Here is an 18,860-nt window from a genome sequence, read left to right as displayed (position 1 = left end):
AATCAGTTAATATAGTTGTACAAAGTGCAACTAAGATTAAGCCTGCCGCATATACCGTAATCCAGTCATTGCAAATCCTCAGCAAGCAAGTTGCCAAAGTGGCTTTTCCTAGTTTGTTCTCTGGCGATTGATTTGTTTAGGAGCTATCCCCCCGCTTTAACGATGCGGATAATTTCCCCGGCAGAAGTCTGCATATCCGCGGCCATACCTGTGAAGGTCTGCATCTCCCCGGAGGAACGGGTACATTCGGCCCCTTGCTCCCAAGGAATATAGAAGGATAACGGAGCTCCTGCTTCACTGAACACCTCGATTTGCTGCACTTCACCTGCCCGGATGGACGCACTGACGAGGAAGCCGCCTACCGCGCGCAGGCTGCGGAATTCTGCGCTGTCATGCTCCGGCCAGTTGGGGAAAAAGCGCAGCACGCCGTTATAACTCTGGAGCAGGCATTCGTTGATAACGGCGGGCAGTGCGAAATTCTCAAACCAGATGCCCATGCGCGCCATGAAGCTGAAGTCGTCCGTATCGGAGTAGCGTCCGCCGCTCATCAGCACTTTATTTGTGCAGGTGCCGTTAGGCAATAGGCAGTACCGGATCTGCCGCTTGAACCGCTCCAGATCAAGGATACCGAGCCGTGCCCCGGCCAGGGGCTGGAACACCAGCTCATTGCCGCCTTCATTGAGATGATTGCGGTAAGTATTCACCGCCGTCTGATACTCTGCCGGAGGAGAATGCAGACCGTGTTCTTCGCCGGGGAAGACAGTGGTCAGCGGAACCGGAACATTGTAGATGGTGTCCGGATTTTCGCCAGCTACGGATACAAATACACGGCCCGAAGCGGATTCGGCTTCCGGATACTCCGGAAAGTGATTCAGGATATCCTGTACTTCAGTCAGCAGGGCTCCTTCTGCTTCAATCTCACCCAGAACGGTACAGGCACTGATGAATGCCCGGAAGATAAATTTGGTCAGCGTCAGATCGATCAGGCAATCGCTGTTGCGGGCGAATCCCGGCGTGATCTCATACAACTCAGGCACCACCGTCGGGAAAATATGATAGCAGCCGTCCTTCCAGGGCTGACCATAAGCTTCGGGACGTTTCATATAAGCCGTCATGAACAGGACGGCTTCCTTCATAGGCATGAAGGCGCGGCTGCGCAGGAATTCCTCATCCATTGAATATTGATAATGCCACCATAAACTCTGTACAGTCCATGGAGTCTCGCATATTTCCCAGCCCCAATGCGGAACAGGGTAAGGCATCATGCTCATTTCTACAGGGTAGGCAGAATGCGGAAAATAGGCGCCGGGCAGTCTGTAATATTCGCGTGCCCATTTGCGGCTGACCGGCAGTACATGATCCACCATGTCTGCGTAGGGCAGATGCTTCTCCAGATGGTTGCTGGAGAACGTCACCCAGAATGGCTGCTGGGTGTTGTAGTTCATATGATAATCTCCGTGCCAATCCGCTCCGATGGAGCCGTAGCTCCAGTTGGCGAACAGGCCGGGGCAGGTTATTCCCGCTTTGACGGAGCAGTTCAGGAAGTAGAGATTGCGGTACCAGATCTGCTCCAGGAATTCATCCTCCAAGGCGATGAAGGAATGCCCCCAGTATTCCCGCCATGCTTCCCGGGTCTGCGCCAGCGCGTGGTCGTAACCGGCGCGTGTCGGCGCGTTCATCCTGGCAGATGCGCTAGGTCCAGGTTGAGCACCGATTACAGTTCCTGTGTCAGCTAAAGTCGCTATCTCCGCTGCCGGTCCCTCCCGCAATTCTGCGCAGGCCAGAAATCCGCCGGATTTCCCTGAGCTATCCAGACGGGCAATGCTGCCGCTGCCAATGAATTCTGCTCCAGGCAGCCAAAACGCCAGCCGGAACGCCTTGTCCCGCTCATGCGGAAGGTAAGGCGAAGCGGGGAACTCCATGTGCGGCAGAATTTGTGTAAAAGACATCAGGCCAGCACCAGCATCGTTTTCCCAAGACGCCGGAGGGAACTCCTGCGGTGTCTTGGGATCGGGGATGAGCCTGGCCTCATGGAACAGCGGAACCTGCGAACCGGTCGCCGTATCTGTTACCGACATCCACACCCGGTCCTGCTCCGCCTCCACAAACAGCTCGAACACCGCCGGTTTGCCGTTGATCAGGAAATCAACCGTGCAGCGTCCGTCGCCAATATGCACCGTGTGGCCGAGTACCTCCGCGCGGCGCCGGTCATACCGGAGCAGCAGCGAGCCGCAGGGCATCGGGCGCGGGTAGGGCTTGCTGTAGTTGTCTCCGGCCATTTCGCAGTATTCGCGGTACCACGGGTTGTCCGTAAGCTGGCCGAGATTAGCGGGAAGCGAAGCGAAGCGGTCGTACACTTCCTGGAAGGTCAGAATCTCCTCCGCATGATGCTCGGCAATCCGGATATCCCAGACATTGTTGTGTCCGAAGTGCAGTATAACCGCATCCGGCCGGGTGGTCACCACCACACCAAGCCCGCCGTTGCCCAGCAGCGCCCCTTCGAAGAAATCCGCCGCCGGACCGCTGAAGGTAATATTATGCCGCCCCGCCTGCTCTTGGGCATGAAGCAGACTACCTGCCGCTGCATAACCTGCTGCTGGTCCCGGTTCCGTCGCCGCTACCGCCTCTGCCATCTCAGTCACCGCTCCAATCACCTCCACAGTTTCCTCCACCACCATAGGGTCTGCCTCCATCACCGATGATACCGCCTCCACCATCTCCGTCACCGCAGCTACCGCCCCAGCCATCTCGAGCTCCACCATCACTTCCGCCTCAATCGTCTCCACCTCCGCCTTCGCCGCCTCCGCACCCTCCGTCACCGATGATACCTTAGTTTTTTTCATCTTAGTTATGCCTCCTCCAAGCTGTATTGACCTGTTTTTCTAAATGTACTAAACCGTCTATAGGGTTTACCTGACATAAATCGTAGGCGAATCCCGCAGGAAAGTATTTAGCGGAGGGTCCGGTTGTTGCACGATCGGCGGGTGAATTAACGCTGGACTGTCACGCCCGGTCTGAACGGGGGAAAGGTACCCTGCTGCCGCAAGTGTACCTTTACGCTGAAATATCCTCCAGCTTATATTCAGCATAGAAAGCGCTATCAATAAGCGGTGTTAATTTTATCTAGGGGGATAAACAGCAATGGCTAAATCGAAGGTAAAACAAACAAAGAAAAGTTCCGGTTTCGCAGTTCCGGTCATCGTAATCTGTGTGATGGTGCTGGCTGTATCCGTAGCGTTCCTTAACCAGACCAGGGCGGCGGGCGGGCTGGACGGACTGCCCAATTATACGGAAATCCGCGGAGACTTCGATGCGAATGGCCTGAAATATGAGAAGCAGCCGCATCTCGGCAGCACCACAGCCAAAGCCAAGGTGATTGAATTCGCCGATTTCAAGTGTCCTGCCTGCAAGAAGTGGAAGGAGACCTATTTTGAACAGTTCAAACAGGAATTCATAGATACCGGCAAGGCAGAGCTGTTCTTCATTAACTTCGCCTTCATCGACCGGGATTCGATTATGGCAGCTAGCGCGGGTGAAGCGGTATTTGCCCAGGACAACGATAAATTCTGGGAATTCATGAGCAAGCTGTACGACCATCAGGGGGATGAGACGAAGATTTGGGCTACCCCGCAGTTTATGCTTAATTTCGTGAAGGACAACATCAGCGGTATTGATTATGAACGCTTCGCGAAGGATTTGCAGGCGCGTACTTACATGCTTCCGGTCAAGGAGGATTTCAAAACCGCAGGGAATTACGGGGTAAACGGGACACCGAAGTTTATGGTGAACGGCCAATTGCTGCCGGGTTCATCTTACGAAGAGCTGGCAGCCGCCATTGAAGCCGCGCAGGCTTCGAACGTTACAGAGTAACCACCAACGAAAGGGAGGAAGGAGGGGAGGAGGAGCGTATGAACTTTTCCGCGATACATCCTTACGTCTATCTGGCTACCCGCTATCCCTTTGCCAAAGGGCAATCCAGCTCCCCGCGAATCTGCTATATGAGCTCGGTTTACCTGATCAGCGAAGGTTACGGGACACTGTTAACAGGGGGACATGCCCACCGGGTCAGTCCGGGAATGCTGATCCATCTCCCGCCCGGGCAGCTTCATGAATGGCGTGCTGATGCTGCCGAACCCATGGTTCATCTGTGCTGCTATTTCGATTGGCATCATGTGGACCGGGAGGGTGTCTTCGACTGGTCCTGCCCGATCTGCTATAAGCCGGAGCAACTGAAGGAGGAGCTGCTGGGACCTCTTTTCCCGTATCCGCTTCCGCTGTCCATGGATGTGGGGCTGCTGCGCGGGTGGACAGAGCGGTTTCAGAAGTTCTATAAGGCAGGCGAGTTCGATAATGAGCAGACCTTCATCCGCAATCTGACGATTCAGCGTCATTTCCAGGAGTTTATTGATGATCTGCTCCATCTGCTGCTGAGCGGCCAGCCCATACCGGACCGGAGGATCAGCTCACTGCTCGAGCAGATGGAGCAGGATCTGCTGCATGATGTACCGAAGCCGCTGGAGGCATATTACAGCAGTCTTCAGCTGAGCCGGGGGCATTTCTTCGAGCTGTTCCGCAAATCTACCGGGGCCTCACCTGTGGAGTATATGAACCGCTTCCGGGTCAACCGGGCCAAGGAAGACCTGCTGCATAGCCCGCTGAGTATTACTGAGATTGCCGAGAAATACCACTTCAGCTCACTCCATTACTTCTCCCGCCTCTTCCACCGCCAGACCGGCCAGACTCCACGGGAGTTCCGCACGCGCTGAGCTAAGCTTCCGGACTGAAGCGGAATAGCGAGTCCAGAGGATATCCTGCCCCTGTAATGGGGCGGGATATTTCGCTTTGAAACGATCCCGCTGAAACGATCCCGCCCTTTATAAGGTCGGCAAAGCCGTTTCCACTTGTTCTGCGGGGATAAGCGCCGCTTATACCCGTATAAGCAACGTCTATTTAACAAGCGCACTGGCTGCCGTCTATAATGACCACAGAGATTAATTCCTAGTTATCTCATAGGAATATCTAAAAATCCCTGGACGGAGTGAGGTTATGGCAAACGGCAAAGACGGTGCTCACGGCAGCAGCAACAACAGCAACAACAATAACAGCAAAGCGAAGAAGGTAATGCTGCTGGGTCTTGACGGCGCAGATCCGGCAGTCATCCGCAAATATGTGGCAGAAGGCAAGCTTCCGGGCTTCAAAAGAGCGCTCGATGCCGGTGTAACCACCAGCGATCTGGGTATGCAGAGCGTGCTTCCGGCGATAACGCCGCCGAACTGGGCATCCATTGCTACGGGCGCGTATCCGGCGACCCACGGCATTACCTGCTTCTGGAACCATACGCTCGGCAATGAGCTGGATGTGCTGGATTATGGCTTTGACTCGGGGCTGCTGAAGGCGGAGACGATCTGGCAGGCTTATGCACGGGCGGGCAAAAAGAGCATTATTTTCAACTATCCAACGTCCTGGCCGCCGCAGGTGGAGGATGCAATCTATGTGGACGGAACGAGCATCTACACCAATCTGCGCGGTTACATTGACTATGAGAAAGTATATGAAGGCCGCGCGGAATATGCCGAGCTAATTGAAATCCCCCATGTCGTGGATAATACCGGGGCCAACTGCCGGTTTGAAGGAGAAGAAACGTCGCAGAAGGCCGAGATCAGCAAGGATACTTACGAAGGCTATGGCTATACCCAGCCGGGGCTGGTCACAACGACCCAGGATGGAGAGTTGTCTGCAGATGTGCCGACTGCGGATCAGATTTATACGCCGCTGAGACCGGCTGAAGGCTGGACTTCTGCTCCGGCAGGAGCGCGTGAGTTCGCGGTTCCGGTAAATAACGGGCAGGCCAGACGGTACGGTCTGCTGGTTGCCGATGATCAAGGGGATTACAGCCGGGTTCAGATTTATGCCTCCAAAACGGCAGCGGTGCCTCTCGGTGAAGCCGGACCCGGAGAATGGAGCGGCTGGATCTATGACACCTACAGCATTGAGGGCGCGGACATTCCAGTCGCCTACAAAATCCGTGTGCTGGAGCTGGACCCCGCCGGTAACAGCTTTAAGTTCTACGCCTCATATGTGCTCGATTTGAAGACGGGCAAATACTTTTATCCGCAAAATATCGGGGAGGAGCTATACAGCAAAGTCGGCCCGATGCTACAGCCCTCCAATTACAGCCGTCTGAATCCGCAGGCGGATCAGGTGCTGCTGGAATCGATTGAGGAAATGTACAGCTGGCATGTGGATGCGATCAATCATCTGCTGGATAACAATGAGTGGGATTTGTTCTACACTCACATGCACGGTATTGATATGTTCAATCATTTCTACCTGGACCATACGCTGCCCGCTGCGTCTGCGGAGTATGAACGTTATCAGGAGATTATCTATAAAATCTATGAGATCAGCGACCGCTTCATCAGCGCTCTCTTGGACCGGCTGGACGGCGGGACGGCGGCCTTTATTGTCTCCGACCATGCGGGAGTCGCGAAGAACCCCGAGACTGATCATCCGCTGATCGGCGACATGTGGGGGATCAACGTCGGCATTCTCGGTGACCTCGGGTACACGCAGCTTAAGGAAAACGGAGGCAGCTATGAGATTGACTGGAGCCGGACGACAGCTGTTGCTCAGCGCGCTACCTTCATTTATCTCAATGTAAAAGGCCGTGATCCACAGGGAATTGTTGATCCGGCAGACTATGACAGCACGGTAGCGAAGATCATCGATGATCTGTACAGTTACCGTGATCCCAAGACAGGCAGAAGAGTCATCAGCTTCGCGCTGAACCGCAATGACATGGAAGTAGTGGGTCTTGGCGGAGAGAACTCCGGCGATATTTTCTACATCCTTGAGCCTGACTTCACCCGCTGCCACGGTAACGGCCTCAGCAACCACACTCTGCTGGGGTACTCCATGAGAGCTTTGTTTATTGCCCTGGGAGCCGGGGTGAAGAGCGGGGAAGTCATCGGCCGCAAAGTCAAAGTCGTTGATATCGTGCCGACCATCTGCCATCTTACCGGGTCCCCGGTACCGGAGAATGCTGAGGGCGGGATCATCTATCAGATTCTGGCCGGTTCTGCGGAGGAAGAGATCCCGGCGGCAGGAAAACCCGCAGAGGCGGGAGAGCCAGTGACAGCAGGTGCGGGGGGCGGAGTGTAAGCATGCGCCCGGAAATTCCGCGCAGGCCGGTCTCCCATATTACGGACAGTGAATTCGAAGCGCTCGCTTTCGGCAGTGAAGGTCCTGTACTTGTCTTCTTCGGCTCCCGGCGCTGCAAAATCTGCAGGCAGCTGTTCCCGGTAGCCGAGGCCATAGCCCATGATTTCCAGGGCCGGATGAATGTGTATGGCGTAGATGCCGGCAAATACCGGCTGTTGTTTCAGAGTCTGCGCCTGCGGGGCATCCCGCAGCTGGTGCTGTTCCTGGACGGCGAGGTCAAGCTGCGTCTCGGCGGGTATCACCCGCTTCCGGTACTGGTGGAGCAGCTGGAGCAATGGGTGCCTTGAACACCGGCGCAGCAGGACGCATCAGGAGATGAAGCAGACTTTTTTTCCTAGTAGTCACATTGGTTTTATAGTTATATAATGAGGCTATTAAGAATCAAGAGGGAGAAGCCATGCGTCTGGAACAGCTCTATCATATTGTGGCGATAGCCCAAACGGGCTCCATATCGACGGCTGCCGAGCGCTCCTACATTTCCCAGCCTGCGCTGAGCTCATCGGTGTCCAAGCTTGAGGTTGAACTCGGCATTCTGCTGTTTAAGCGGACTAACCAGGGGGTTCAGCCGACCGATGTCGGTCGGGCTGTAATCCAGAAGGCGATGGAAGCTATCGACCTGCTGGAAGACATCAAGGCACTGGCTGAGGAGAATACGCAGGCCATGACCGGGAGTATCCATCTTGCGGTGGAGCCGTTCATCAGCAACACGATCATGGTCAATGCGCTAACTACGTTCAAATATAGGCATCCGGGTGTCAATGTGCTGATGAAGGTCGGGGAATCGAACAATAATCTGCGCGACATTGCGGCCGGCAAGGCGGACTTCGGTGTCGTCATGAAGACCTGCGGACAACAAGAGGAGAAGGATCTCTGCATCAAAGAGCTGTTCCGCGACCGGCTGGTGCTGCTTGTCAGCAAGGATTCAGAATTGGCAGGCCGGGGGGCAGTTCCCTTGCAGGAAGCGCTGGCCCAGCCGCTGGTTCTGTATAATACGGAGTTCGCTACCGACTGCTGGGTGTCCGAGCTGCTGCAGAAGCACGGAGACTACAACGTAGCCTACCGGCTGGACAGCTTTCCGATGCTGGAGAATGTGATCGGCCAGAACCTGTGCGCCGCTTTTGCCCCGAAATTCATGAGTGATTATTTCCTGAACAAGGGCAGCATTGTGCCGCTCGATATTGCCGATACGGAGCTGGATGTGTCGATTGTCCTGGCCTGGACGAAGCGGCACCATCTCTCCTTAATGGAGAAAGAAATGATGGAAACGATCAAATCCTTCAGCTCCATGCTCCAGTTCATCGGCTAGACGGATAAGGAGAAGCACAGATATGAATGTACTGAAACAGACTTCTGCATTGCAGGACCGCAGCATGTCGGCCTGGTTCTATGTTGTTGCCGGAGGACTGGTGGATATCTTCTGGGCCACCGGGCTGAAATACAGTCAAGGCTTCCGCTTGTTCTGGCCGAGCCTGCTTGTCCTGTGCTGCATTGGAATAAGCTATACCTTATATGTAAAAGCCATGATGCGGCTGCCTGTTGGAACCGCATATACCGTATTTACCGGCATCGGGGCGGCAGGCACTGCCGCTGCCGGAATGCTGCTGCTGAACGAGCCCGCCGGGTTCTGGCGGATCTTCTTCATTCTGCTGCTGCTCTGTGGCATGATCGGCCTGAAGCTGACGGCTGGGGATGAGAGTGAGGCGCAGGAAGGCGGCGGTGAAGCAGATGCAGCGCTTCGGGGCGGTGAGCCTGGCCGGGCACTGAAGAAAGGGCACTTCCTGCCATTGTCAACGACGTCCCCGGCAGACCGTGAACAAGGAGGCCTGCGCTAGTGGGCTGGCTGCTCCTGATCATTGCCGGATTGTCGGAGGTCGCCAGTGTTCCTCTATTAAAATATTCCCGGGGATTCCGGCATCTCTGGCCCTCTGTTGCCGCAGTTGCCGCCCTTGCACTTAGCTTCTATTGCCTGTCGCGCTCGGTAATGACGATACCTGTCGGGACGGCCTATGCCGTGTGGACGGGCATCGGCTCCTGCGGAGCGGTCGTGCTGGGGGCCATGGTGTATAGAGAATCGCTTAGACCGTCCAAACTGATATGCCTGGCCATCATTATTATCGGCATGATCGGCTTAAGGCTGACATCGTAACGGGTTCAGAATAATAAATTCATAAATTCAGGTACAAGCCTACCGGACAGCCGGAGGCCTGATTAGCCGGAGCAAGGGCGGAAACTGCCCTGCTTGCCGGAGTCAGGCCTTTTTGTATGCCGGCAAGAGAGAGGAGACCCGCAACATGCAGAGCAATACACCGAAGGCAGCGCGTCCTGAGGAAGGGCAGAGTATCAGCGTTAGCGAACCAAAGGGCAACGGCCGGAATCCGGCTGAATCAACGGCATCCGCGTTACCGCCTGCAGCAGCAGGCTGGTCCAAAGAATGGCTGTACCGGGGAATTTCGGTGGCTTCCCTGCTGGCCGTACTGCTGCTGTGGTGGCTGGTCAGTGCCAGAGAGTGGGTGAATCCGCTGTTCCTGCCGGAGCCGCAGACCGTATGGGCAGCCTTCACCGATGTTCTGCATGAAGGGTACAAAGGCCAAACGCTGCTGAACCATATCGGCACCAGCATGCGCAGGCTGTTTCTGGCGCTCGCCGCAGCCTTTGTTACGGCTGTGCCGCTGGGGATTCTATGCGGCCGTTACCGGGTGCTGCGTGCGGTTATTGATCCTTTTATCGAATTCTACCGGCCGCTGCCGCCGCTTGCCTACTACACTTTGCTCATTCTCTGGTTTGGCATTACAGATGTGTCGAAGGTGCTGCTGCTGTTTCTCGGGGCTTTCGCTCCGCTCTTCATTACGGCTGTGTTCAGTGTGCAGCGGCTGAGTCCGGACCGGATCAACGGGGCCAGATCGCTGGGCGCACGGGGCTGGAAGCTGTATGCCTTCGTGATCTTTCCCTCGGTGCTGCCGGAGCTGTTAACCGGACTGCGGACCGCAGTCGGGGTAAGCTATTCCACGCTGGTAGCTGCGGAGATGGTGGCTGCAGTATCGGGAGTCGGCTGGCTGGTGCTGGATGCGAGCAAGTTCCTGCGCAGCGATATTATGTATCTGGGCATTATCCTCATGGCACTGATCGCCATCGTGATTGATCTGATTATCCGCAGTTTAATCCGGCGTGTATCGCCTTGGACGGAGCAATGAATAACTATGGTTTTCATAAAAGGAGAGTAGAAAATATATGAAACAGCTTCATTCAAAGTTTCGCTTAGGGACCCTTCTGGCAATATTCGCTTTGCTGGTGGTGATATCCGGCTGCGGCAATTCTGCCAGCAATAGCGGGAACAGCGGCAATACAGCGAAAGCGGCGGCTGCCACAGAGAACGCCAACGCTACGGAGGCAGCTGCGGCGGTGGCTGAGGAAGCTACGCCCGCACCTGCCGCGGCGGAAGAGTTGCCGACGGAAATCCGCATAGGCTATCAGGTCTCACCGAACGGAGAGCTGCTGGCCAAGTCCCTCGACCTGCTGGAGAAGAAATATCCCGATATCAAAATATCCTGGCTCAAGTTCGATTCCGGCCGCGACGTGAACGTGGCGATTGCCAGCGGCGGAATCGACTTCGGCCTGCTGGGTACCCCTCCGGGAGCTTCCGGTGTGGCCCAAGGTCTGCCGGATCAAATCTATTATATTCATGATGTCATCGGCGAGAGTGAGGCGCTGGTAGTCAAGAGTGCTGCCGGAATCAGCTCCCTCGCCGAGCTCAAAGGCCACAAGATCGCTACCACCTTCGGCTCCACCTCGCATTTCAGCCTGCTGTCGGCACTGAAGCAGGAGAACATTGATCCTGCATCCATTACCATACTTGATATGCAGGCTCCCGACATCGTTGCCGCCTGGCAGAGAGGCGATATCGACGGCGCTTATACCTGGCAGCCGAGCCAGTCGAAGCTGGTGGAGGATGGCGGCAAGGTCATCATCACCTCAGCCGATGTGGCGGCCAAAGGCGGCATTACCGGAGAGTTCGGCGTGGTGCACAAGGATTTCATCGGGAAGTATCCGAATGCCGTTAAGGGCTATATCGCTGTGCTGGATGAAGCGGTGAAATATTACCGGGATCACCCGCAGGAGTCGGCGGAAGCGATGTCTGCTGAGCTTGGACTTAGCGCCGAAGCCACCCTTAAGGCGATGAATGAAATTATCGTGCTGGATGCCTCGCAGCAATCAGCCCCTGAATATATGGGCACGCCGGATCAGCCGGGCGCATTCGGACAGCTGCTGAAGGACACGGGTGATTTCCTTGTAGAGCAGAAGTCGATCACCGATTCACCGGACCTCTCGGTCTACCAGCAGGCTTTGCGGAGCGATTTGTATACCGGTAATTAGACCAGCAATGACAAGGAGGCGATGGCGCGATGATCTTGGAAGAAAAACTGGACGGTCCCGGTGGTACAGGTGTACTGAGTGCCGGGAATTACGGGGAGAGCGGACGCAGGGGGGCGGCTTCCGGTATGGCCGGAGCTGCTGCAGTACCGGTAACCTCCAACGGCAGCGGACAGGGTATCCTGCTGGAGAGCATCGGCCTCACCTATGGCAGAGGGGCCACAGCAAGGCAGGTGCTGCAGGAGGTTAATCTGCAGCTGACACCGGGCGAATTCGTTGTAGTCCTTGGACCTTCGGGCTGCGGCAAAACCTCCTTGCTGAACATTATCGCCGGGTACCTGAAGCCTTCGCAGGGCAGCATCGCCATTAACGGCAAACGCCATACCCGGCCGGATTCCGAGGTCGGCGTGGTGTTCCAGCAGGCGAACCTTTTTCCCTGGCTGACGCTAGCCCGTAACATTGAGTTCGGGCTGCGGATGAAGAACCAGCCCAAGGCTGAGCGGAGGGAGCGTGTCGCTTATTTCCTGGAGCTGATGGGCCTTACGGCTTCAGCCAGGCTGTATCCCCACCAGCTCTCCGGAGGCATGAAGCAGCGGGCGGCCATCGCCCGCACTCTGGCTGCCGAGCCGGAGATCGTCCTGCTCGACGAGCCGTTCAGCGCGCTGGACGCCCTGACCCGCGAGAATATGCAGATTCACCTGCGGGAGATCTGGCGCAAGACCGGGAAATGCATGTTCTTCATTACCCATGATGTGGATGAGGCACTGCTGCTGTCCAGCCGCCTGATTGTCATGCATCCCGGACCGGGCAGAATTGTCGAGGACTTCGCCAATCCGCTCACTGAAGGCAGCGTCAGCCGCTCCTTCGCTGACATCCGCAGCGGCGGGGAGTACAGCAGCCTGCGCGAGTATCTGGTGTCGCGGATGGATGCGCCGTAGGAAACAGCAGGCGCCATGGACACAACAAAGTCCATGGCGCCTGCTGTTATTTTATAGAACATGATCAGGTTCTTAGAATTCCTATGGCCTTTTCTTTCAGATCATGACAAACACAACTTCATTTCCATCAGGATAGGTGTACATCATTCTTGCTCCTGTATAAATGGAGAGTAGATTATAGTGATTGACCTCAAGTCCGGTTTCTTCTTTAACTTCTCTAATCATGGTCTCTTCAATCGTTTCTCCGGCCTCCATTCCCCCGCCGGGCAATCCCCAATCCCCGTAATCAGACCGTTGTTGTAATAATATCCGGCCGTATTTATCTTTAATAATGGCTCCGCCTGTAACAATAATACTTCTGGTCATGATCTCAGTCCTTTTATTCGTAGTAGGCTGCTTCTTGCAAGAATCTCACATACAGTATCGTTTAGCGGCCTTCTTGTTCACAGGGGAAAAGTCACAGTTGATTATGGCAGGAATCATTTATGATAGGGGCAAGCGATTAATCATCACGCTATTTTCAGCATCATCAGAGCCTTAAGCCAATCCCAATAAAATGGAAATGGAGATGAAACGGGACTATGCTGACAATAGCCAAAGCCGGGACAGAGCATCTGGAAGAAATGTGCCTGCTGCTGCAGGAGCTGTTTGAAATGGAGCAGGACTTCGCCGGTGCGGCTAACCTGGACAAGCAGAGGGCGGGACTGCGGCTGATTCTGGCGCATCCGGAACGCGGTCAATTACTGCTGCTCAAACAGGGAGATAAGGTGACCGGTATGGTGAATCTGGTGTTTGCGTTCAGCACGTTTGAAGGCGGGCCGGTAATTATGCTGGAGGATTTCATTGTAGCAGCTGAAGAGCGGAGGCAGGGCAGCGGCCGCTTCTTCATGGACGGCATAGTGGCTTACGCCAAAGAGCACGGATTTCTGCGGATCACCCTGCTGGCCGATGCGGAGAATGCGCGGGCGCTGCATTTTTATGAAGCGGCGGGCTATGAGTACTCTAATATGAGATGTCTGCGGCTGGCGGTGAAGTGATGGAGAACAGGGAAGCCTGCCCGGTCATTCTTTTGAATGAGCGTTGCTGGCACCAAGACAATGAGCGTGAGAGGAAGTATATGTAATGAAGCAGATGTTAAAAAGCATATTTCGCGGTCCGGGAGCAGCGGGATGGCCTGCTGGATTCCTTGTTATTCTTATGTGCTTTTTGGCGTAACCCCTGCGCAGGCAGCGGCCCCGCTAAGTGCTTCAATTATAAGGTTGTTCCGGCAGGCAAGCCTACATGATGATGTGAATTATGAAATGTAAAGTATTCCTGCCGGGACACCCTTTGCTATTAAGAGTAACCTTTCAATTCATATGCACAGTGAGCAACCTGAAGCTGCGTCTAGGCTAATCTGCATATTCATAATACTCAGCTAATCCGTTCATAGACAGAACTATGATAAATTACAGCCGGAAGCTGTAATAAGTGGATTTATGACACTTAATTTTTCGCGCCATCTGCTGAATCGGAATTAGGTGGATTTATGACACTTAATTGTGCCCAATATGCTCATATCAGCCAATATGCATGGAATTAAGTGTCGTTTATCCAACTAAAATCTCATATTCGCAAATTTCGAGGGAATTAAGTGTTGTTATTCCACTTATTAGTCGTATAGCCCTCGTTCCGCCAGCGTACATCGCACGCAGCCGCAGTCAGTCTGCATCTCGTCCAGCTTTACACACACAGCCTCAGCAAATACATATCAGGCAAACAACGGGTTCCCCTTCATTCCCACCCACAGCGGTGATTGTTCCAGACAAGCGGCCAGCTGAAGCAGCAGGTCCTCGCGGCCTTTGGAGGCCATGACCTGAACTCCGATCGGCAGCCCCTCTGGTGTGAGATGCACAGGAACACTCATCGCCGGCTGACCGGTCAGATTCGCCAGCTGGGTGAAAGGCGTATAGGCTAGGCTGGGCTCGAACATCTCGTAGATCATCCGCCGCTGAGCGTCTTTGGACAGACTGCTGACTTCCAGCAGCTGCTGAATCTCCTCAGGCGTCTGGGTCAGCTCTCCGATCTTCGGTGCGGAATCCGCATTCGCAGGCGTGATGTACAGGTCGAACCGGTCCATCAGCGCCGCCATCTGCGCGGCGGCCACATCCCATTCATGCAGACTGTGTACGAATTCTGCAGCTGAGACCTGTTTACCAGCTTCGGCCAGCACCCAGGTAACAATATCCACTTCGCTTGCCGCAATCGTACGGCCCATACCGCTCTCGAGCGACAGGAACATTGCCGATACCTCTCCGGCATTCATTGTATAGTAGTTATCCATCAGTCTGACCCCGTTAACCGGACTCAGCTTTTCCTCGACTGCATAGCCTTCCGATTCCAGCCACTTTACAGTGTTCATCACAGCTTGTACAGCTTCTTCCGATACCGGTGTACCCACCGGCGAAGCTGTAGTGTACGCAATTCGCAGCTTCCGCTGCGCAGGCTTCAGCAGATCATCCAGATAGACCCCCGGATACAGCGGGGTCTGAAAAGCAGCTTCCGGCTGCACCACCTGCAGCAGATCAAGCATCGCGGCACTGTCGCGCACAGTCCGCGTCAGGGCGAAGTCGATCGACGCGCCCTGCCACTGGCGGCCGACGCCAGGGCCGACCGGCGTGCGCCCGCGCGTCGGCTTCAGTCCGAACAGGCCGGTGAACGAGGCCGGTATGCGGATGGAGCCGCCGCCGTCACTGGCTCCGGCGGCCGGAACGATCCCTGCGGCAACGGCCGCAGCAGCACCACCGCTGGAACCGCCGGGGGAATAGGCGGGGTTCCACGGATTACGCGCCGGGCCGTGGAGCAGGGGCTCGGTAATATTTTTGAGGCCGAATTCCGGGGTATTCGTGTGTCCCAGCGGTATGAAGCCGCCGCGGCGGATACGGGCTACGTAATTGGAGTCCCGCTTGGCAATATTGTCCTTCATGAGCAGGGCACCCGAAGTCAGCGGTTCTCCGCCGATCGCCTGGGAGATATCCTTCAGCAGGTAGGGCACGCCGGCAAACGGCCGGGAAGTGTCATCATCAAGAACCGGCATCTCATCCGCTTCCTTCAGCGCTGCCTCCCGCCGGGTGCGGACTACTGCATTCAGCAGCGGATTCATTTCATCGAGCCGGGCAAAGGCGGTTTCCACGAGCTCGCGGGGTGAGACTTCACGTGCCTTGACAAGGGCGGCAAGCCCCAGAGCATCATGAGCGGAATAAGAAGACAACGACATTTGAACAACCTCTTTCTGGCAGGGTGTGCAGGCTATAATCGCTATAGATGCGTCTGCGGATAGTAATAGTTGGGACCAGCATCTCTAGTATACTTCGGGAGCGTCAGACTTCCCAATCGGCTGCTAGAATTCACCTGGGTCGATGCTTCTTCGCACAGCCCGGATATCCTTGAGCGGCGGGAGGCCGAACAGTCTGCGGTATTCGCGGCTGAACTGCGAGGCACTCTCATAGCCTACTTCCATGGCAGCAGCCGTGGCACCCATGGAACCGCTCAGCATGAGCCGTCTGGCCTCCTGGAGGCGCAGCTGCTTCTGATACTGCAACGGTCCCATTGCCGTAATGGCTTTGAACTTATGGTGCATGCCGGACACGCTCATATTATTGGCATCAGCAAGCTCATGGACGGTGAAGGAGCGGCTGTAATTCTGGTGAATCCATTCGATGGCCTGGCCGATACCTCCGGCTTTCTGGTCAAAGAGCACCTCCTGCAGGAACAAATGCCCGTAATCGCCGTTCAGCAAATTGAAGATCAGCTCATGCTTGATGAGTCCGGACAGATAGACGGCTTCCCGGGGACTGCCGTTGCCTGTGAGCTTCAGCAGCCGGCTGAACACCTCCAGAAGGCTGGAGTCGGCTTTGCCAATAAAGGCGGCATTATTCACCTTCTTGTTTCTGGGCTTTATGCTGATTCCAGCCTGCGTCATTACAGAGGCGATTTCCTGTGTAGTGATGTCAATGCGAAGACCGATATAAGGCATTTCCCTGGAGACCCCGGCAATTTGCGCGAAGGCAGGGAGATGGATCATGGACACCATGTAGTCTCCCGGCAGATATTCAAGACTGGTTGAGCCGTAGTGCAGCTTCTTCATGCCTTGTTGGATCAGACAAAAGGAAGGCGTTAAGACACTTGGAATCAGCGGGGTTATCCGGCAGTTGCGGGAAATCGAAAGATACGGGATCACAGTGGGATGGCGTCCGTCCGCAAGGGTGATTTTCTCAGTCTGCGCGATGATCCCGGCGATCTGCTCCTGATGATTACCGGTACTCTGTCCAGAAGCGGCGCGGGTCTCGAGCTGTTGCTCTGTCATTGTACATCCCGCCTTCCTGTTTATATAGGTTCAGTTCTCTCTAGCCTGTACTGTTAGTGTACAGTATAGCCGTAACTTGTACGGAAGCAATAGGCAGAATGGGGTGGTAAAAGATCGATTGCAGCTTTAGGCAAGTTTTAGGCAGAAACGGTCTATTATGTCCATGGCGGGCAAGCGATAATAGCCTTGAGATGTTATTCAAGGAGGTCATGGATCATGACAGTTAACCAGCAACAACCTATCGGCTCCGGTTTTGGAGCCTCCACAACTGCCGAGGAGATTCTGCACGGCACAAACCTCAGCGGCGTCACTGCCATTATTACCGGCGGGTACTCCGGGATTGGGCTCGAAACGGTGCGCGCACTGGCTTCCGCCGGTGCAGAGGTCCTTGTCCCGGCGCGGGATACCGCCAGAGCGGGAGCTGCACTTGCCGGAATAGACAATGTCAGAATTGAGCGGATGGATCTGATGGACCCGTGCTCCATTGATGATTTCGCAGCACTGTTTCTTGCCACAGGCCAGCCGCTGCATATACTGATTAACAGTGCGGGTATTATGGCTGCTCCCCTGGTGCGCGATAAGAGGGGATACGAGTCTCACTTCTCTACCAATCATCTGGGACACTTTCAGCTGACGGCCCGTCTATGGCCCGCTCTGCGTCAGGCCGAGGGGGCTAGAGTCGTCTCGGTATCTTCATGGGGACACCGGCAATCCCCGGTCTTATTTGAAGATCCGAACTTCGTACACCGCAGCTATGACCGCATGTCCGCCTACGGCCAGTCGAAGACGGCCAATATTCTGTTCGCGCTGGCGCTGGACAAGCGCGGCAGGGACGAAGGTGTGCGCGCCTTCTCCGTTCATCCGGGCAGCATCGCCGGTACGGGCCTCGGGGAGCATCTGTCCTTCCAGGAACTTCAAGCCGCCGGTGTGATTGACGGAGCTGGCAACCCTATTCTAGATCCTTCGCGGAATCTCAAAACAGCACAGCAGGGGGCAGCGAGCAGTGTCTGGTGCGCGGTAAGCCCGCAGCTGGAAGGGATGGGCGGCGTCTACTGTGAGAACTGCGATATTGCCCCGCTGGTGGAGAATACCGAAGCTGTCACCCGTAACGAGGCTGCCCGCCGTATAGGCTCATTGGCACTTGGCGTGATGCCGCACGCAGTCGACCCTGAAGCGGCGGAGCGCCTCTGGAGTCTGAGTGAGCAGCTGACGAATGTGGATTTCACAATTAAGGGAGAGCAATAATGACAGCGGGGTATTGACCGGGCGCTTGAGATTCAGACAGCGGCGCTTACCCGGTATCTCGGTATATGGAACGGTAGAACAAACCCCCTGCAGAGAGGCTCGCGCAGGGGGTTTACTATGCTCAATAACACTATGTGTCCATCAAGTCCGCTCATCCGTAAGATATTTCTTCACCGGAGGCGGGGTATAATCAGCGAGTTGCTGCAGAATTCCCTCCGCAGTCGTATCGTTCAGCATGATGGAATGCTGTTTCTCCTGCATGAACTTCTCCTGGACCATGTTGCCGAACAGGGCAATCAGCGGATCGTAATAACCGTTGACGTTCAGCAGCCCGCAGGGCTTCTGGTGCAGACCGAGCTGCGCCCACGTGAAGATCTCGAAATACTCCTCCATCGTGCCCGGCCCGCCCGGCATGGCAATGAATCCGTCGGCAAGCTCAGACATCTTCAGCTTCCGTTCGTGCATGGAGTCCACCATAATCAGTTCGGTCAGACGGGTATGCTCGATTTCTCTTTTCTTGAGAAAATGGGGCAGAACCCCGATCACGCGTCCCCCCGCCTGCATGACGCTATCTGCAATAGCGCCCATTAAGCCGACAGTAGCTCCGCCATAGATCAGCGTGATGCCCCGTGCAGCCAGCTCTTTGCCCAGAGCAACAGCATACTCTTTGTATACGGGCGAAGCGCCGTCATTCGAACCGCAAAAAACAGCGATACTCTTCATATTATGCTGACTCTCCTTTG

The 18,860-nt window shown here is 55.3% G+C and carries 17 protein-coding genes; 12 read left to right on the top strand and 5 right to left on the bottom strand.

Annotation, left to right across the window (positions count from 1 at the left end; translation table 11 throughout):
- Nucleotides 1-143: 143 nt before the first annotated feature.
- Nucleotides 144-2,843 (bottom strand): glycosyl hydrolase family 95 catalytic domain-containing protein, encoded by a 2,700-nt coding sequence (locus NSU14_RS22600; RefSeq protein ID WP_340947386.1) that lies wholly within the window; start codon nucleotides 2,841-2,843, stop codon nucleotides 144-146.
- Between the two features lie 298 nt (nucleotides 2,844-3,141).
- Between NSU14_RS22600 and NSU14_RS22595 the strand changes: the two genes are divergently transcribed.
- From NSU14_RS22595 to NSU14_RS22550, 10 genes are all read left to right on the top strand, one after another.
- Nucleotides 3,142-3,870 (top strand): DsbA family protein, encoded by a 729-nt coding sequence (locus tag NSU14_RS22595; RefSeq protein ID WP_340947385.1) that lies wholly within the window; start codon nucleotides 3,142-3,144, stop codon nucleotides 3,868-3,870.
- 38 nt (nucleotides 3,871-3,908) lie between these two features.
- Nucleotides 3,909-4,766, top strand: coding sequence for an AraC family transcriptional regulator (locus NSU14_RS22590; protein WP_340947384.1), 858 nt, complete (start codon nucleotides 3,909-3,911; stop codon nucleotides 4,764-4,766).
- A gap of 280 nt (nucleotides 4,767-5,046) precedes the next feature.
- The gene (locus NSU14_RS22585; protein ID WP_340947383.1) at nucleotides 5,047-7,161 is read left to right on the top strand and encodes an alkaline phosphatase family protein; all 2,115 of its coding nucleotides are present in this window, start codon (nucleotides 5,047-5,049) and stop codon (nucleotides 7,159-7,161) included.
- Nucleotides 7,162-7,163: 2 nt separating this feature from the next.
- Nucleotides 7,164-7,508 (top strand): thioredoxin family protein, encoded by a 345-nt coding sequence (locus tag NSU14_RS22580; protein ID WP_052421732.1) that lies wholly within the window; start codon nucleotides 7,164-7,166, stop codon nucleotides 7,506-7,508.
- A 110-nt stretch (nucleotides 7,509-7,618) separates the two neighbouring features.
- Nucleotides 7,619-8,527, top strand: coding sequence for a LysR family transcriptional regulator (locus tag NSU14_RS22575; RefSeq protein WP_340947382.1), 909 nt, complete (start codon nucleotides 7,619-7,621; stop codon nucleotides 8,525-8,527).
- Between the two features lie 22 nt (nucleotides 8,528-8,549).
- Complete coding sequence (locus NSU14_RS22570) at nucleotides 8,550-9,053, top strand: DMT family transporter (RefSeq protein WP_340947381.1); 504 nt, start codon at nucleotides 8,550-8,552, stop codon at nucleotides 9,051-9,053.
- Nucleotides 9,053-9,367 (top strand): DMT family transporter, encoded by a 315-nt coding sequence (locus tag NSU14_RS22565; protein ID WP_076242570.1) that lies wholly within the window; start codon nucleotides 9,053-9,055, stop codon nucleotides 9,365-9,367. The genes NSU14_RS22570 and NSU14_RS22565 overlap by 1 nt, the downstream gene beginning before the upstream one ends.
- A gap of 145 nt (nucleotides 9,368-9,512) precedes the next feature.
- Nucleotides 9,513-10,412, top strand: a complete 900-nt coding sequence (locus NSU14_RS22560) for an ABC transporter permease (protein WP_336102529.1) — start codon at nucleotides 9,513-9,515, stop codon at nucleotides 10,410-10,412.
- 37 nt (nucleotides 10,413-10,449) lie between these two features.
- The gene (locus tag NSU14_RS22555) at nucleotides 10,450-11,592 is read left to right on the top strand and encodes a taurine ABC transporter substrate-binding protein (RefSeq protein WP_042134913.1); all 1,143 of its coding nucleotides are present in this window, start codon (nucleotides 10,450-10,452) and stop codon (nucleotides 11,590-11,592) included.
- A gap of 29 nt (nucleotides 11,593-11,621) precedes the next feature.
- Entirely contained in the window at nucleotides 11,622-12,527 is a 906-nt protein-coding gene (locus NSU14_RS22550) for an ABC transporter ATP-binding protein (protein WP_256703738.1), read from the top strand.
- Nucleotides 12,528-12,623: 96 nt separating this feature from the next.
- Here the strand turns inward: NSU14_RS22550 and NSU14_RS22545 are convergent, their stop codons facing one another.
- On the bottom strand, nucleotides 12,624-12,893 hold the full coding sequence (locus NSU14_RS22545) for an NUDIX domain-containing protein (RefSeq protein WP_081969890.1): 270 nt from the start codon (nucleotides 12,891-12,893) through the stop codon (nucleotides 12,624-12,626).
- Nucleotides 12,894-13,108: 215 nt separating this feature from the next.
- On the opposite strand from NSU14_RS22545, the gene NSU14_RS22540 reads away from it, so the two are divergent.
- On the top strand, nucleotides 13,109-13,564 hold the full coding sequence (locus tag NSU14_RS22540; RefSeq protein WP_042134916.1) for a GNAT family N-acetyltransferase: 456 nt from the start codon (nucleotides 13,109-13,111) through the stop codon (nucleotides 13,562-13,564).
- A gap of 713 nt (nucleotides 13,565-14,277) precedes the next feature.
- On the opposite strand, the gene NSU14_RS22535 is transcribed toward NSU14_RS22540, so the two are convergent.
- Together NSU14_RS22535 and NSU14_RS22530 are read right to left on the bottom strand one after the other, a co-directional pair.
- Nucleotides 14,278-15,783, bottom strand: coding sequence for an amidase (locus tag NSU14_RS22535; protein ID WP_042134919.1), 1,506 nt, complete (start codon nucleotides 15,781-15,783; stop codon nucleotides 14,278-14,280).
- 123 nt (nucleotides 15,784-15,906) lie between these two features.
- Complete coding sequence (locus tag NSU14_RS22530) at nucleotides 15,907-16,872, bottom strand: AraC family transcriptional regulator (RefSeq protein WP_340947380.1); 966 nt, start codon at nucleotides 16,870-16,872, stop codon at nucleotides 15,907-15,909.
- Nucleotides 16,873-17,088: 216 nt separating this feature from the next.
- Here NSU14_RS22530 and NSU14_RS22525 point away from each other — a divergent pair, with 216 nt between their 5' ends.
- Nucleotides 17,089-18,117, top strand: coding sequence for an oxidoreductase (locus tag NSU14_RS22525; protein ID WP_340947379.1), 1,029 nt, complete (start codon nucleotides 17,089-17,091; stop codon nucleotides 18,115-18,117).
- 141 nt (nucleotides 18,118-18,258) lie between these two features.
- Here the strand turns inward: NSU14_RS22525 and NSU14_RS22520 are convergent, their stop codons facing one another.
- Entirely contained in the window at nucleotides 18,259-18,840 is a 582-nt protein-coding gene (locus tag NSU14_RS22520) for an LOG family protein (protein WP_042134926.1), read from the bottom strand.
- Between the last annotated feature and the right edge of the window lie 20 nt (nucleotides 18,841-18,860).

It is taken from the genome of Paenibacillus sp. FSL R10-2771, from assembly GCF_038000205.1.
In the GTDB taxonomy this organism is placed as follows: Bacteria; Bacillota; Bacilli; order Paenibacillales; family Paenibacillaceae; genus Paenibacillus_AQ; species Paenibacillus_AQ phytohabitans.
This window is presented reverse-complemented; position numbering and strand designations above follow the sequence as displayed.